At 75.4% G+C, this 15,127-nt stretch carries 13 protein-coding genes; 1 reads left to right on the top strand and 12 read right to left on the bottom strand.

What is annotated here, in order from left to right; genetic code table 11:
• Nucleotides 1-14: 14 nt before the first annotated feature.
• The 4 genes from ACI78T_RS02705 to ald all read right to left on the bottom strand — a co-directional run bounded on the left by ACI78T_RS02705 (nucleotide 15) and on the right by ald (nucleotide 3,815).
• Nucleotides 15-545, bottom strand: coding sequence for a hypothetical protein (locus tag ACI78T_RS02705; RefSeq protein ID WP_456556534.1), 531 nt, complete (start codon nucleotides 543-545; stop codon nucleotides 15-17).
• A gap of 73 nt (nucleotides 546-618) precedes the next feature.
• Nucleotides 619-1,521, bottom strand: coding sequence for a ParA family protein (locus ACI78T_RS02700; protein ID WP_456556533.1), 903 nt, complete (start codon nucleotides 1,519-1,521; stop codon nucleotides 619-621).
• A 213-nt stretch (nucleotides 1,522-1,734) separates the two neighbouring features.
• Nucleotides 1,735-2,721 carry a site-specific tyrosine recombinase XerD gene (xerD, locus tag ACI78T_RS02695; protein ID WP_456556532.1) on the bottom strand — a complete coding sequence of 329 codons (987 nt, stop codon included), beginning with the start codon at nucleotides 2,719-2,721 and terminating at the stop codon, nucleotides 1,735-1,737.
• Nucleotides 2,700-3,815, bottom strand: a complete 1,116-nt coding sequence (ald, locus tag ACI78T_RS02690) for an alanine dehydrogenase (RefSeq protein ID WP_456556531.1) — start codon at nucleotides 3,813-3,815, stop codon at nucleotides 2,700-2,702. Before ald ends, xerD begins: the two co-directional genes overlap by 22 nt.
• A gap of 179 nt (nucleotides 3,816-3,994) precedes the next feature.
• Between ald and ACI78T_RS02685 the strand changes: the two genes are divergently transcribed.
• Nucleotides 3,995-4,636 (top strand): hypothetical protein, encoded by a 642-nt coding sequence (locus ACI78T_RS02685; protein WP_456556530.1) that lies wholly within the window; start codon nucleotides 3,995-3,997, stop codon nucleotides 4,634-4,636.
• Here ACI78T_RS02685 and ACI78T_RS02680 read toward each other — a convergent pair.
• The 8 genes from ACI78T_RS02680 to steA are packed head-to-tail and all read right to left on the bottom strand — an operon-like array spanning nucleotide 4,633 to nucleotide 15,045.
• The gene (locus ACI78T_RS02680; RefSeq protein WP_456556529.1) at nucleotides 4,633-5,232 is read right to left on the bottom strand and encodes an NUDIX domain-containing protein; all 600 of its coding nucleotides are present in this window, start codon (nucleotides 5,230-5,232) and stop codon (nucleotides 4,633-4,635) included. The genes ACI78T_RS02685 and ACI78T_RS02680 overlap by 4 nt on opposite strands.
• A complete protein-coding gene (locus ACI78T_RS02675) occupies nucleotides 5,232-6,983 on the bottom strand; it encodes a CTP synthase (RefSeq protein ID WP_456556528.1) in 1,752 nt (583 codons plus the stop codon). Before ACI78T_RS02675 ends, ACI78T_RS02680 begins: the two co-directional genes overlap by 1 nt.
• The gene (locus tag ACI78T_RS02670; protein WP_456556527.1) at nucleotides 6,958-9,327 is read right to left on the bottom strand and encodes a hypothetical protein; all 2,370 of its coding nucleotides are present in this window, start codon (nucleotides 9,325-9,327) and stop codon (nucleotides 6,958-6,960) included. The genes ACI78T_RS02675 and ACI78T_RS02670 overlap by 26 nt, the downstream gene beginning before the upstream one ends.
• Nucleotides 9,324-10,460 carry a glycosyltransferase family 4 protein gene (locus ACI78T_RS02665; RefSeq protein ID WP_456556526.1) on the bottom strand — a complete coding sequence of 379 codons (1,137 nt, stop codon included), beginning with the start codon at nucleotides 10,458-10,460 and terminating at the stop codon, nucleotides 9,324-9,326. Before ACI78T_RS02665 ends, ACI78T_RS02670 begins: the two co-directional genes overlap by 4 nt.
• Nucleotides 10,453-12,093 (bottom strand): murein biosynthesis integral membrane protein MurJ, encoded by a 1,641-nt coding sequence (murJ, locus tag ACI78T_RS02660; RefSeq protein ID WP_456556525.1) that lies wholly within the window; start codon nucleotides 12,091-12,093, stop codon nucleotides 10,453-10,455. The genes ACI78T_RS02665 and murJ overlap by 8 nt, the downstream gene beginning before the upstream one ends.
• Nucleotides 12,090-12,917, bottom strand: coding sequence for a hypothetical protein (locus tag ACI78T_RS02655; RefSeq protein WP_456556524.1), 828 nt, complete (start codon nucleotides 12,915-12,917; stop codon nucleotides 12,090-12,092). The genes murJ and ACI78T_RS02655 overlap by 4 nt, the downstream gene beginning before the upstream one ends.
• Nucleotides 12,914-13,861: a copper transporter gene (locus ACI78T_RS02650; RefSeq protein WP_456556523.1), complete on the bottom strand. Its 948-nt coding sequence runs from the start codon at nucleotides 13,859-13,861 to the stop codon at nucleotides 12,914-12,916. Before ACI78T_RS02650 ends, ACI78T_RS02655 begins: the two co-directional genes overlap by 4 nt.
• On the bottom strand, nucleotides 13,858-15,045 hold the full coding sequence (gene steA / locus ACI78T_RS02645; RefSeq protein WP_456556522.1) for a putative cytokinetic ring protein SteA: 1,188 nt from the start codon (nucleotides 15,043-15,045) through the stop codon (nucleotides 13,858-13,860). The genes ACI78T_RS02650 and steA overlap by 4 nt, the downstream gene beginning before the upstream one ends.
• Nucleotides 15,046-15,127 lie beyond the last annotated feature (82 nt).

Raw genomic sequence — 15,127 nt, 5'->3', positions numbered from 1 at the left:
GCCCGGCATCCCGGTCACCCCTTCAGGCGCCGGACCAGGATCGACTCGTCGCCGCGCTCCCCGAGGTCGGCGAGCAGGACCGAGATCGCCTCGCGGACGATGCGACCGCGGTCGGCCGCCACGCCGTGCTGACCGCGCAGGGTCAGCCGGGCGCTCTCGAGGGCGAGCAGCTCGTCCGCCGAGATGTAGACGGTGATCTTCTCGTCGTGCTTGGTGCGCTCGGTCCGCCGGGTCGGGCGGCCGCGGGTCGGCACGTGCGGCTGCAGCGTCGGGACCGGCTGCGCTGCCGGGATCTGCTGCGGCACCGCGCGGAACCCGGCCAGCTCGTCGCCGCCGGCCGCCGCGCCGCCGGGGACGAGCGTGAGCGGCATGCTCTGCTGCGCTTCGCCCACCTCCTCGCGGCGAGCGGTGGAGGCGCCGCGGAGCGCCGGCGAGCTGGTGGTGGAGCTCAGGCTGGGCAGCTCGGTCACCTCGGGGGTGGAGGGAGCCGAGTCGGTGCGGCGGAACAGCTCCGAGGCACCGGGCAGGATCGGCCGACGCGTCACTTCTCCTCCTCGCTGGCGCTCGTCGTCGGCGTGCCGCCGCGTGCTGTGTCCCTCGGTGATCTCGCGAGCTCGATCACAGGCTGAGCACCTCCTTCGCGAGGTCGCGGTACGCCGAGGCGCCCGACGACGTGGGAGCCCACGTGGTGATCGGCTGGCCGGCGACGGTGGTCTCCGGGAACCGCACGGTGCGCTGGATGACGGTCTGGAAGACCACGTCGTCGAACGCCTCGACGACGCGGCTGAACACCTCGCGGCAGTGCACGGTGCGCGAGTCGTACATCGTCGCGAGGATCCCGGAGATCTCCAGCGACGGGTTCAGCCGCTCCTTGACCTTGTCGATCGTGTCGACGAGGAGCGCCACCCCGCGCAGCGAGAAGAACTCGCACTCCAGCGGGATGATCACGCCCTGGGCCGCGGTCAGCGCGTTGACCGTGAGCAGGCCCAGCGAGGGCTGGCAGTCGATGAGGATGTAGTCGTACTCGTCGCGCACGTCGGCGAGGACGCGGAGCAGGGTCTGCTCCCGGGCGACCTCGCTGACCAGCTGCACCTCGGCGGCCGACAGGTCGATGTTGCTCGGCACCAGGTCGAGCCCGGGGATGTCGGTCGGCACGCGGACGTCGGCCAGCGTGGTCTTCCGCTCCATGAGGGCGTTGTAGATGGTCCGGTCCATGTTCTGGGCCGGGACGCCCAGCCCGACCGACAGCGCGCCCTGCGGGTCCAGGTCGATGAGCAGGACCCGCCGGCCGTACTCGACCAGGGCGGCGCCCAGGTTGATGGTCGACGTCGTCTTGCCGACGCCGCCCTTCTGGTTGCACATCGCGATGATGCGCGCGGGCCCGTGCTGGGTGAGGGGCTTGGGGTCGGGCAGGGGACGCTGCCGCGCCCGCGCCGGGTCCAGCCGCGACGCCGCACCCATCTCCGCGTCGCTGTCGTGCGGGCGCGCGACGGCAGAGGCCGCGTCCGCTCGGGTAGCCATGGGTCTGTTGCCTCCACCTCGTGCCCGGTCCCGGTCGATCCGGGTGCGGTCAGCCGTCCTGCCCGCTCGGGTGATGAGGACGCTACGAACGTCGGCCAGCTTTGCCGAGGCGGCACGCCGGACCACATGTCGACATGGCGCCACATGACAACAGCTGTGACTGCTCAAGCCGAACCGGTGCCAGAACCTGCCAAGAACCCGGCCCGGAGGGTGTCAGGTGAGCGCCCGCGGATGACTCGTCGCGTAGATCTCGCGGAGGCGGTCGACGGTCACCAGGGTGTACACCTGCGTGGTGGTCACCGAGGCGTGGCCGAGCAGCTCCTGCACCACGCGGACGTCGGCCCCGCCGTCGAGCAGGTGGGTCGCGAACGAGTGCCGCAGGGTGTGCGGCGAGACCGTCGCGGTGTCCAGGCCCGCGCGCTCCGCGGCCGAGCGCAGGATCGCCCAGGCGCTCTGGCGCGACAGCGGGCCGCCGCGCACGTTGAGGAACAGCGTGCCGCCCCGGACCCCGCCGCGGCCGTTGGCGGCCAGGGCGGGGCGGGCGCGCACCAGGTAGTCCTCGACGGCGCGCAGCGCGTAGCTGCCCACCGGGACCACGCGTTCCTTGCCGCCCTTGCCGGCCAGGCGGACGGCCGCCTGCCCCCGGTCGAGGTCGTCGACGGCCAGGCCGACCGCCTCGGAGATCCGTGCGCCGGTGCCGTAGAGCAGCTCGAGCAGCGCGCGGTCCCGCAGGCCCCGGGGGCCCTCCACCGACCCCGCGGCCTCGATGAGGGCGACCACGGACTCGACCGGGATCGCCTTCGGCAGCCGCCGGGCAGGTGTCGGCGGCCGCACCTCGTGGGCGACGTCGTCGGGGACGAGCCCGTCGAGCAGCGCGAACCTGTGCAGCCCGCGGACGGCCACGACCGCCCGAGCCGCCGACGTGGCCGACAGCGGCGGGTGGTCGTCATCCCCCTCGCGGAGCGCTGACAGGAACCCGGACACGTCCGACTCGGTGATCTCCCGCAGCCCGGTCACCCCGGCGGCGGCCAGGTACTCGGTGTACCGCCGGAGGTCGCGCCGGTAGGAGGCGATGGTGTTCGCGGCGAGGCCGCGCTCGACCGTGAGGTGGTCGAGGTAGCCGGTGACGACCCGCTCGATCGCGCCGGCCCCGGTCTGCCTGGCAGTGGCCGTGGCGGTCAGACGAGCACCTCCTCCCACGGCACGGCGGCCATACCGTGCGCCTCGGCCACCTCGGGCAGGACCACCTGCCCGGCGACCACGTTGACCCCGTGCGCGAGCGCCGGGTGGCTGCGGACCGCCGCGGCGGTGCCCTCGTTGGCCAGCTCCATCACGTAGGGCAGCGTCACGTTGGTGAGCGCGTGCGTGGAGGTGTTGGGCACCGCACCCGGCATGTTGGCCACGCAGTAGAAGACCGAGTCGTGGACCCGGAAGGTCGGGTCGTCGTGCGTCGTGGGCCGGGTGTCCTCGAAGCAGCCGCCTTGGTCGACGGCGATGTCCACCAGCACCGAGCCGGGCTTCATCCGGGACACGAGCTCGTTGCTCACCAGCACCGGGGCCTTGGCGCCGGCGACGAGCACCGCGCCGATGACCAGGTCGGCGTCGAGGACGGCCCGCTCGACCTCGTAGGCGTTGGACGCCACCGTCTGGAGGTGGCCCTGGTAGATCCTGTCCGCGGCGCGCAGCTTGTCGATGTCGCGGTCGAGGACGACGACCTCGGCCTGCATGCCCAGGGCGATCGCGGCGGCGTTCATGCCCGACACCCCGGCGCCGATGACGACGACCTTCGCCGCGTACACCCCCGACACGCCGCCCAGCAGCACGCCCCGCCCGCCGTGGGCCCGCTCGAGGCTGTGCGCCCCGACCTGGGGCGCCATCCGGCCGGCCACCTCGGACATGGGCGCGAGCAGCGGCAGCGCGCCGTCGGCGGTCTGCACCGTCTCGTAGGCGATCGCGGTCGTGCCGGACGTGACCAGCGCGTCGGTGCACTCCTTGGACGCGGCCAGGTGCAGGTAGGTGAACAGCGTCTGGTCGGCGCGCAGCCGCCCGTACTCCTCGGCGATCGGCTCCTTGACCTTGAGCAGCAGGTCGGCGTCGGCCCAGACGTCGTCGGCCGCGGCGACGATGCGCGCGCCGGCGGCGACGTAGTCGTCGTCCGGGATGGAGGAGCCCTCCCCCGCGCCGCGCTCGACGAGCACCTCGTGCCCGGCACGGACCAGCTCCGTCACACCGGCCGGCGTCAGCGCCACCCGGTACTCACGGTTCTTGACCTCTCGGGGAACCCCGACCCGCATGTGTCCACTCCCTGGTGTCGGCGGGCACTCCCCCGATGGTGACGGGGTCCGTTCCCGCGGTGGAGGCGACCCGGTCGGGGTGCGCCTCGGGCGGAGTGTAGGCACGGACGCGCGCCGGCCCCGGATCCGTCGGCGATTCGCGGGCTGCGGTCCCGGCGTCCCGACCGCAGGATCGAGCGATGCAGCTCTACGCCCAGCACCCGGTCCACCGCACGCGTCAGGTGACCGCCGACCTCGGGGTGCTCGCCTGGACCGTGCTCTGGGTCCTGGTCGCCCGCGTCGTCCACGGCGCGGTGCTCGTGCTGGCCGAACCCGGCCAGGCGGTCGAGGACCTCGGCCGGTCGGTCGCCGGCACCATGGACTCCGCCGCCGGCGCCGCGGAGGACGTGCCGCTCGTGGGCGACGAGCTGTCGGCCCCCTTCGGCGCGCTGTCCGACGCCGGCGGGTCGGTGTCGGGCGCCGGGCAGGCGGCGCAGGGCGCGGTGGGAACGCTGGCGACCGTGCTGGCCGTCGTCCTCGTCCTCCTGCCGGTCGGCTGGCTGCTGCTGCGCTGGCTGCCCTGGCGGTTGCGGTGGGCGCGCGAGGCGGAGGCCGCCCGGACGCTGCTCCGCGGGACCCCCGACCTCCACGTGCTGGCCGCCCGCGCGCTGGCGACCGCCCCGCTCCCCCAGCTGGCCGCCCTGCCGCCCGGCACGGGCGCCGCCTGGCAGGCCGGCGACCCGGCCGCCGTCCGGGCGCTCGCGGGCCTGGAGCTGCGCCGGCTGGGTCTGCGCCTGCCGGCCGAGGAGGGCGCCGGCTCGGCGGCTGCCGGTCGGGGCTAGCCCTCGTCGGCCGGGCGCAGCCGCGGCGCGGCGCTGCGGACCTGCGCCGCGGCGAGCAGCCCGACGACCGCCGACGCGTTGCGGATGTCCCCGTCGAACACCCGCTGGACCGCGTCGGCGAGCGGCACCCGCTCGACCGTCATGTCGAGCTCCTCGTGCTCGACGACGAAGCCGTCCGGCCGGGCGGCGTCGGAGAGGTCCTCGGCGAGGTAGACCAGCACCTGCTCGTCGCAGAAGCCCGGGGTGCTGTACGTGGTGGTGAGCAGGGACCAGCGTGCCGCCGACAGCTGCACCTCCTCGGCCAGCTCGCGCCGGGCGGTCTCCAGCGGCGGTTCGCCGTCCTCGTCGCGCAGGCCGGCGGGCAGCTCCCACAGGTGGCGGCCGACCGGGTGGCGGTACTGGCGCACGAGCACCACCCGGTCCTGGTCGTCGAGGGCCACCACGGCGACCGCGCCCGGGTGGGCCACCACCTCGCGCACGCTGTCCCCGCCACCGGGCATCGCGACGGTGTCCAGGCGCAGCGAGATGACCCGCCCGTCGTAGACCGTCTCGCTGGCCAGCAGCCGGAACTCATGCGGAGCCGGCTCGCCCGCCATCAGATGCCGACCTTCTCCGCCTCGTCGAACGTCACCGGGAGGCGCTCGCCGTCCTGGTACTCGATCGCCGCCTGCACGAACGCCGCGAACAGCGGGTGCGGGCGGGTCGGGCGGCTCTTCAGCTCGGGGTGCGCCTGCGTGCCGACGTAGAAGGGGTGCGCCTCGCGCGGCAGCTCGGCGAACTCCACGAGCAGGCCGTCGGGCGAGGTGCCGGAGAAGACCAGCCCGGCCTCGGAGAGCCGGTCGCGGTAGGCGTTGGCCACCTCGTAGCGGTGCCGGTGCCGCTCGGTGATCTCGGTGGAGCCGTAGGCGGCCGCGGCGACCGACCCCTTCTCCAGGCTGGCCGGGTAGCTGCCCAGGCGCATGGTGCCGCCGAGGTCCCGCTCGCCGGCGATGACGTCGACCTGGCTGGCCATCGTGGCGATGACGGCGTCGGGGGTCTCCGGGTCGAACTCGGCGGAGTTCGCCTTCTCCAGCCCGGCGACGTTGCGCGCGTACTCGATGACCATGCACTGCAGACCCAGGCACAGCCCGAGGGTCGGGATGCCGTTGGTCCGCGTGTACTTCAGCGCGCCGAGCTTGCCCTCGATGCCCCGGACGCCGAAGCCGCCGGGCACGCAGACGCCGTCGACGCCGGCCAGCGCCTTCTCGGCGCCCTCGGGGGTCTGGCAGTCGTCGGAGGGGACCCAGCGGATCTGGACCCGGTTGCGGTGGGCGAACCCGCCGGCGCGCAGGGCCTCGGTCACCGAGAGGTAGGCGTCGGGCAGGTCGATGTACTTGCCGACCAGCGCGATCGTGACGGTCTCCTTGGGGGCGTGCACCCGCTCGAGCAGGTCGCCCCACACGGTCCAGTCGACGTCCCGGAACGGCAGGCCCAGCCGGCGGACCACGTAGGCGTCGAGGCCCTCGCGGTGCAGCACCTTGGGGATGTCGTAGATCGACGGCGCGTCGGCGCAGGAGATGACGCCCTCGGCGTCGACGTCGCACATCAGGCTGATCTTGCGCTTGAGCCCGGTCGGGATCTCGCGGTCGGAGCGGCACACCAGCGCGTCGGGCTGGATGCCGATGCTGCGCAGCGCGGCGACCGAGTGCTGGGTGGGCTTGGTCTTCAGCTCACCGGAGGGCGCGATGTAGGGCACCAGCGAGATGTGCAGGAAGAAGCAGTTGTCCCGGCCGATCTCGTGCCGCACCTGGCGGGCGGCCTCGAGGAAGGGCAGCGACTCGATGTCGCCGACGGTGCCGCCGATCTCGGTGATGACGACGTCGACCCGCTCCGGCCCCTCGGCCCCGGCCATGATCCGCGACTTGATCTCGTTGGTGATGTGCGGGATGACCTGCACGGTGTCGCCGAGGTACTCCCCGCGCCGCTCCTTGGCGATCACGTCCGAGTAGACCTGGCCGGTCGTGACGTTGGCCCGGCCGGACAGGTCGATGTCGAGGAAGCGCTCGTAGTGACCGACGTCCAGGTCGGTCTCCGCGCCGTCCTCGGTGACGAAGACCTCGCCGTGCTGGAACGGGTTCATCGTCCCGGGGTCGACGTTGAGGTAGGGGTCCAGCTTCTGCATCGTGACCCGCAGGCCCCGGCTGGACAGCAGGGCGCCGAGCGAGCTGGCGGTCAACCCCTTGCCCAGCGAGGAGACAACGCCGCCGGTGACGAAGACGAACTTCGTCGGCTGGGAGTTGTGCAGGAGGCCCCGGGTCGAGAGGGACGGTGACGAGAGGGATTCAGGCGTTCCCGACGGTCGATCCACGGGAGACGACCGTAACACGATCCGGGTCGTCGGCCGGGCCGGAGTGGGGAGCGCCACCCGCTGTCTCCCTCGGAACGGTGGCCTCGGCACCGCGCCCCGCCGCCAGCCACACCAGCAGCGGCACCAGCAGCGCCGCGGCCGCGGCGGGGAGGGCGACCCCGGAGTCGTTGACCGCGGCGCCCAGCGCGAGGCTCAGGGCCGTGGCCAGCAGACCGGCGCGGAGGACGGCGGCGTCGGCGGGCGGCAGCCCGGCACCTCCGCGCAGCAGCCCGCCGGGCCGGAGCAGCCAGACCGCGGCGACCAGCGCCACCGGGAGCATCCACGCCAGCGGGCTCCCCAGCAGGATGTCGAGGTTGGCCTGCGCCTTGCGGCTGATCACCGTCCACGCCTCGCCGGTCAGCACCTGCTCGACGAACCGGCCGAGGTGGCTCCGGTCGTCGGCGGGACCCGTCCAGTCCAGGACGGCGACCGTGCCGACCGCCACGACGGCGACGGCGAGGATCGCGGCGAGCCGCAGGAGCGTGACCCGGACGCGCGCCAGCAGCATGCCCAGCAGCAGGAAGCCGGGCATCGCCGCCAGGACGCCGCCGAAGTCACGGCCCAGCGACGGCGCGCCGATGACCGCGACCACGACCACGCCGATCACCACCACCGTGGCGCCGGTGACCGTGCGCGCCCGGCCCGGACCGGCACGGCGCCCGGCCGCGGTGGCGACCGCCGCCGTGACCAGCAGCGCGCTGGTCGAGAGCGTGCCGAAGGTGAGGTTGCCGAACCCGGTGAAGCGTCCGGCGACGATGGCGTCGTAGCCCAGCAGCCCGTTGAGCTCGAGCGTGGAGCCGGTGAACACGTCGAGCAGGTGGGTCGCCAGCGTGACGGCCAGGACGGCCAGCGCCGGTCCGACGCGGGACCGCCGCCACGGTCCGGCCAGCGCGAGCGCGACGACCGCGAGGTCCGCGGTCGCGACGGCGGCCACCAGCGCCGGCACCGGGGCGCCGGCCCGCTCCCACGGGAACAGCCCCGCCAGGTAGGTCGCCGTGGGGACGGCGGCGACCACGAGCGCGAGCAGGCGCAGCAGGCCCCGGGCGCGGCTCCCCGGCGACGCCGCCACCGGGCGCCGCTGCCAGCCGCCCAGCGCGACCACGCCGAGGACGACCACGGCGGCCGACAGGACCACCAGCACCCAGAAGAAGGCGCCGACGTTGCGGTGGTGCACGGTCGCGGCGGTGTTCATGTCCTCCAGCTGGCCGACCGCCGACGCGAGGTCGGGCCGCTCCCCCGCCGGCCGCAGCGGCTGGCCGTTCATCGACGCGGGCCGGTCGAGCCCCAGCGCGCGCAGCGCGGTCGGGGCCAGGTCGATGAGCTGGGCGTAGGGCGTCCGGCCGGTGCTGGCCGAGCTCAGCCAGGCCCCCCCGGGAAACCCCGGACCGGCGGCCATGCCGACGTGCAGCTGCGGACGGCCGTCGTTGACCTCGGAGATCCCGGCGAGCAGCAGGAGCGTCTCGCCGGGCAGGGCCGCCACCGCTGCGCGCAGCTGCCCCACGGCGGCGTCGATGCGCAGCAGCGCGGCCGCCCGCGGCTCGGGGTCGGTGCCGTCGTCTGTCTTCTCGACGCCGGGCCGTCCCGCGTCGGCCAGCTGGTTGAGCGTGACGAGGGTGAGCGGGCAGCCCTCCAGCAGGCCGGCCAGCTCGTCGGGGTCGTCGGGCAGCACGTCGGCCCGGCTGAGCTCGACCTCCGGTACGGCCGCCGCGAGCGTCGCCGCCCGGCCCACCGCCGTCGCGCAGCCGACCTCTCGCGCCAGCGCCGCCGGCTCCGCCCCGAAGCGCCGGGTCCCCTCGTCCTCGGCGGTGCGGGTGACGGCCGCCTCGGGATCGGCGAGGCCCACGCTGGCGGCCCGCTCCTGCAGCCCGCAGTAGGACAGCGACGTGTCCAGCTGCGGCTCGGGGGCCGGGGTCTCCGTGACCGGCGCAGTCGTCTCCGCCGGGAGCTCGTCCTCGGGCAGCGGGACGGTCGGCAGCGGCACGGGGGGCAGACCGTCGTCCGGCCCCGGCACGCGCGCGCGGTTGCCGGCGCCGAGCGTGGCCCAGCCGTCGAGCACGCAGGTCGTCCCGCGCGCGGCCCGGACCGACAGCGCGCCGACGGCGGCGTCCTCGGCGAGCGCCCACAGCGCCGGCGTCCCCCCGGGGTCGACGTCGCTCCAGGTGAGCCCGGGGACGCCGACGACGAGCACGCGGTCGGCGGCGACGTCGGCCGCGTCGTCCTCCGCCGCGCCCGCCGGGACGAGGAGGCCGAGGAGGAGCGCGAGCAGGACGGCGAGCAGGACCGCCGCGCGGCCGGCGGTCCTCACGGGGCGCCGAGGAGCTCGCGGTAGACGGCCACCAGCTGCCGCCCCGCGGCCTGCTCGTCGGGCCAGCCGGCGGCCTGCCGCGGACCGGCGGCGGCCAGGGCGGCGGCGCGCTCCGGGTCGGTGAGGACCTCGACGACGGCGTCGGCGAGGGCAGCGGGGTCGCCGACCGGGACGAAGGCCGCGGCGTCGCCGAACAGCTCGGGCATGCCTCCGGCACGGGTGGCCACGAGCGGGGTGCCGGCCCGCAGGGCCTCCTGACCGGTGAACGGGCTGCCCTCCCACCGCGAGGGCAGCACGCACAGGTCGGCGGCGCCCAGCAGGTCGGCGACGTCGGAGCGGCGGCCCAGCAGCAGCACGGGCAGGCGCTGCTCGCGGATCCGGGCGGCGAGCTCGTCCTCGAGCGGGCCGTCGCCGGCGATGGCCACGAGCGGCGCCGGGTCCAGCCGCCCGTCGGCCTCCCACCCGGCGACGGCGTCGAGCAGGACGTCGTAGGCCTTCTGGGGGTGCAGCCGGCCGACGGCCACGACGAGCGGGCGGCCGGCGTCGAGGCCGAGCTCCTCCCGGACGTCGTCGCGCGAGCGCTGCGCCGGCGGCAGCGGTGGCGCCAGCGCGGGGACGACGCGCACGTCGCGGGCGCCGAGGCGGCGCGCGTTGTCGGCCAGGTCGCCGGAGACGGCCAGGACCATGTCGGCGGCGCGGATCGTCGTCCCTTCGAGCGCCCGGAGGAGCCGCTGCTTCGGGCCGGAGCCCTCCTGCAGCGCGTTGTGCAGCGTGAGCACCAGCGGCCGGGCCCGGTCACCGGAGAGGCGGCGGGCGGCCGCCGCGACCAGCCCGGCCCGCAGCCCGTGCGCGTGCACGAGATCGGCGCCCTCGGCCGCGGCCCGCAGCTGCAGCACCGCCCGGCCGTCGGCCACCGGCGCCAGGCCGGCGGAGATCCCCACGGGCCGGAACTCGGCGCCCGTGGCGGTGAAGCGGAAGAGATCCTCGGTGGCGGGCGCACCGCAGACGCGGACCGTTGCGCCGGCGTCACGGATGGCCGGGACGATCGTGCGGATGTGGCTGCCCACGCCACCGGCGCTGGTGGCGAGCGCCTCCACGATGCGGCGGCCGTGCAGGGGCGGCCGCTCAGTCACCGTGCACCTCCTGTCGCTCCGGCTCCGCGGCCGGACGGTCTGCCGCCCGCAGCGCCCGCCAGGACTCCGTGACGGGGCGCCGCGCCGTGCCCATCATGACGCTCAGTGCGATCACCAGCACGACCCCTGCGCCCACCAGGCCGGCCCCGACGGCGTGCAGCAGCCCCTCGGGAACCGGGTCGGCGTCCAGCGCGCGGACGGCGAGCAGGCCGCCGGCGGCTCCCAGCGCCGCACCGGCGAGGGCGGGCACGCCGACGCGACCGACACCGGTCAGGGCGCCCGGGCCGGCCGCCCGCCCCACGGCCACCAGCAGGCTGAGCCCCGCGACCGTGACGCCGAGGCTGTGCCCGGCCCCCAGCGCGAGCCCGCGGTCCTCCACCGGCAGCAGCTGCGCCAGGACGACGTCGGCCACCACGGCCAGCAGCCAGCCGCCCACGACGCAGACCGTCGGCGCCTTCCACAGGCCGCGGGCGTACAGCCCCCGGGTGAGGACGGCGACCAGCGCGTACCCGGGCAGGCCGGGCGCGAAGGCGATGATCGTGTCGCGCAGCGCGGCGACCTCGGGCGCCGGGGCGCTGGCGAGGAAGATCCGCGCCACGGGACCCGCAACCGCCACCATCAGCGCCGCCGCGACGGCGGCCGCGGCGACCACCAGCGTGCTGACCGGCGCCAGCGCCCGGCGGTAGCCCGGCTCGTCGCCGGCGTCGGCGCGCTCGGCGAGGCCCGGGTAGGCCGAGGTGGCCAGCGGGACGGCGAGAGCGGCCCACGGCACGAGGAAGAGCGTGAGCCCGGCCGCGTAGACCACCTGGGTGCCGTCGGGACCGTCGGCGGCCAGCCGGATGGCGACGGCGGCGACCAGCTGCTGCCCGGCCAGCGTCAGGACTCCCGCGACGGCCAGCCGCCGGACCCGCGGAGCAGCCCCGACCGGGAAGCGCAGCGCCGGGCGAAGTCCCAGCCGGAGCCCGCGCACGGGCACGAGCAGGCTCAGGCTCAGCGCCACCACCCCGAGCGTCGTGCCCACGCTCAGCACGAGTTCGGCCGGGCGGGAGAGGTCCTCGACGTCCTGCGAGCCGCCGATGGCGGCGAAGGTCAGGTAGGCGGCCGCGACCACCAGGCTCGACAGGAGCGGCGCGACCGCCGGGCCGGCGAAACGCCGGTGCGCCTGCAGCACGCCGGTGAGGACGATGCCGATGCCGTACAGGACGACCTGCGGCGCGAATACGAGGAGGAACCGGGCGGCCAGGGCGATCTCGGCCTCGTCGCTGCTGCCGAGCAGCAGCCGGGCGATGGGCTCGGCGAGCACGGCGATCGCCACGGCCAGCGGGGTGAGCACCAGGAGCGTCCAGCCCAGCAGGGCCGACGCCGTCCGCCGCACCTGCTCGCGGTCGCCGGCGGCGATGCCGCCGGCCAGCATCGGGACGACGAGGCTGGCCAGCGCGCCGCCGGCGACCACCTCGAAGACGATGTTCGGGACGGTGTTCGCGGCCTGGTAGGTGTCCCCGGTGCTGCCGGCGCCGACGGTGTTGGTGAACACCAGCGTGCGGCCGAACCCGGCCACCCGGGCCAGCAGGGTGAGGACGGCGATCAGGGCCGCGGCACCGGCGACTCCCTGGGCGACCGTGCGGCGGTTCACGACGGGCGGCGGCCGAGGCGGTCCAGTTCGCGCAGGCCCGGCGTGGCCTCGATGACCTTCGTGAAGCTGACCTTCTCGCTGGCCAGGGTCAGCGCCACCACGCCCGCCAGCAGACCCGCGCGGGGGCCCCGGCCGGGGATGGCCGCCAGCCGCAGGCCGAGCAGCGCACCGAGGGCGTTGGCCCCGGCGTCGCCCAGCATCACCCTCTCGCCGAGGTCGTCGGGCAGCGTGGCGACGGTGGCCCCCAGCGGGCCGGCGACCAGGGTGCCCGCAGGACCGCCCAGCCCGGCCGCCGCGACGAGCGCGCCGGCCTTGCCGGCGCGGCCGGGACGCAGGTCGAGGAGGTTCACCAGGTTCGCGGTGCCGGCCACCAGGCCGGTGGTGAGCACGCCGTCCACGAGATCGCGCGGCTCGCGGGTCAGGACGGCCGCCGCGGCGGCGGCCGCGCCGATCCCGGCGACCTTGACCGCCCCGGCGGAGACCCGGCCGGCGCGCAGCGCGGCGAGGTGGCCGGCCAGGCCCTTGTCCCGCGCCTGCTCGGGCCGGGCACCGGCCAGGTCGTCGTAGGCGCCGACGACCCCGGAGACGGTGCCCACCAGGGCCGCGGCGGCCCGCGTGCCCGCGGGGGCGCCGAGGACGGCGGTCGTCGTGGCGGCCGCGGCCAACGCCGGACCACCGAGCAGGGTGACCGGCCGCCCGGCGTAGTTCATCCGGCGCCAGGAGGCGCCGGCGGGGCGGGCGGTGAGGGCCGCGGCGCCGGCGAGCGCCGCACGGGCGGCCGCCGCCCCGGCGAGGGCCAGCCCCGCCTTCCGCGCGGTGCTCACGGCGTGGCGGCGGGCACCGGCGGCACCGGCTGGGTGTCCTCGCCGGTGCCGTACTTGCCGGACGTGCCGTCGCTCTCGGAGCCCAGCGCCAGCACCGTGCTGATCCGGCCCGCCGCCGTCCCGACGTTGTCGACGGTCGAGACCGCCGCGGAGACGGTGGGGTCGGACCGGATCGCGCCGACCAGGCCGTTCTCCCCCGCGGAGGCCGAGTCGCCGGACACGACCGCGCCGGAGCCGGCCGCGTCCAGCGCCGACACGAGCTCCACCAGGGTCTGGTTGCGCTCCGCGGCGTCCTCGCCGGTGAAGGCGCCGGCCGTGAGGACGACGGCGAAGTCCGCCGGCTGGACGGTGTCGCTGTCGAGCGAGAGCACGTCGAGCGAGCTGAGACCGGACAGCACCGAGGACACCGCGGCGGCGTCCGGCGCCGCTCCGCCCGGCGGGATCATGAGGACCTCGCCGAGGAGGCCGCCGATCAGCTGCCCGGCGTCGTCGGTGGCCGGCAGCTCGACGCCGGCGGGCAGACCACCGCCGGTGGCGTAGCTCTGCAGGCTCGACGACGTCGAGGGGTCGCTGTACTCCGGGCGCAGGGTGAGGGAGCCGTTGACGGTCCCGCCCGCGTCACCGATGAGGGCCGTCACCTGCTCGACCACCTCCGGGGCGACGTCCTCGGTGGTGCGGACCAGGAGGACCGAGGTGCCGGCGAGGCTGCCCTCGACCAGCACCGGGGCGATGGCCGCCTCGAAGGCGTCGGCGGTCTCGACCTCGGCCTGCAGCCGCTGGGTCTGGTCCTCGAGGGAGCGCTTGTCCTGCTCGAGGTCGGCGACCTGGTTCTCGATGTCGGCGAGGATCGGCTCGTTGAGCGCCGTCGTGCCGATCACGATGCCGAGGGCGACCGCCAGGAAGACGGCGATCAGCGACACCAGGTGGTAGCGGAAGTCGATCACGAGAAGAGGTTCTCCAACCAGAACACGAAGCTGTTCCATTGGTCGAGCAGGAGGTCGAGGTAGACGCGACCGGCCGCGGACACCGCCAGCGCGGACCCGATCGCGAGGAACGCCGCGAGGACCAGCACCACCAGGGCGGTGGTGGAGATGCGGCTCCGGTAGAGGCGGCTCACGCCCTTGGCGTCCACGAGCTTGCCGCCCAGGCGCAGCCGGGTGAGGAAGGTCGAGGCCATGCCGCCGCGGCCCTTGTCCAGGAACTCCACGAGGGTGGCGTGGGTCCCGACGGCGACGATGAGCGTGGCGCCCTTCTCGTCGGCGAGCAGCATCGCGATGTCCTCGCTGGTGGCCGACGCCGGGAAGGTGATGGCCTCGACGCCGAGGTCCTGCACCCGCGCGAGGCCCGGGGCACGGCCGTCGGCGTAGGCGTGCACCACGACCTCGGCGCCGCAGGTGAGCGAGTCGTCGCTCACCGAGTCCATGTCGCCGACGATCATGTCGGGCTGGTAGCCCATCTCGCGCAGCGCGTCCGCGCCGCCGTCGACGCCGATCAGCACCGGCCGGTAGTCGCGGATGTAGGGGCGGAGGGCCTGCAGGTCCTCCTTGTAGTCGTAGCCGCGGACGACGACCAGCACGTGCCGGCCCTCGATCGGCGTGGCCACGTCGGGGACGCCGACGCCGTCGAGCAGGAGCGCGCGCTCCCGCTTCATGTACTCCATGGTGTTGGTCGCGAACGCCTCGAGCTGCGTGGACAGCCCGGCCTTCGCCTCGGACATCGCCATGGCCACGGAGGGGCGGTCGTGCAGCCGGCCCTTGGCGACGACCTCGCCCTCGTCGGTGAGCAGCTGGTCGCCGTCCAGCCGGAGGTGCACGCCCTCCTTGACGCGGGCGAACACCTCCTTGCCGACGTCGTCGAGCAGCGGGATGCCGGCGTTGATGAGGATCTCGGGGCCGAGGTTGGGATAGCGGCCGGAGATGCTGGGCGCGGCGTTGACCACCGCGGCGACCTTCCGGCTCACCAGTGCGTCGGCGGCGACGCGGTCGATGTCGACGTGGTCGATGACGGCGATGTCGCCGGGCTGGAGCCGCTTGGTGAGGTTCTTCGTGCGGCGGTCCAGCCGGACGGTGCCGGAGACACCGGGTCCGGTGTCCTGTCCCCGGCCGCGCCGAAGGGTGCCGATGCGCATGGGCTCGATGCTTTCACGAGGCCCGGACGCCCTGGCCGTCCGACGCGCCTGTGCGACCCGTCAGTTACGCAGAGTGTCCGAC

It is taken from the genome of Blastococcus sp. SYSU D00922 (assembly GCF_054050495.1).
The sequence above is the reverse complement of the archived record's forward strand: the minus strand, read 5'-3'. Positions and strand labels throughout refer to the sequence as shown.

What these genes read in the sequence shown, in the direction of transcription:
- ACI78T_RS02685 (WP_456556530.1), top strand. Translation starts at nt 3,995, where the DNA reads ATGCAGCTCTACGCCCAGCACCCGGTCCACCGCACGCGTCAGGTGACC.
- steA (WP_456556522.1), bottom strand. Translation starts at nt 15,045, where the DNA reads ATGCGCATCGGCACCCTTCGGCGCGGCCGGGGACAGGACACCGGACCC.
- ald (WP_456556531.1), bottom strand. Translation starts at nt 3,815, where the DNA reads ATGCGGGTCGGGGTTCCCCGAGAGGTCAAGAACCGTGAGTACCGGGTG.
- ACI78T_RS02700 (WP_456556533.1), bottom strand. Translation starts at nt 1,521, where the DNA reads ATGGCTACCCGAGCGGACGCGGCCTCTGCCGTCGCGCGCCCGCACGAC.
- ACI78T_RS02680 (WP_456556529.1), bottom strand. Translation starts at nt 5,232, where the DNA reads ATGGCGGGCGAGCCGGCTCCGCATGAGTTCCGGCTGCTGGCCAGCGAG.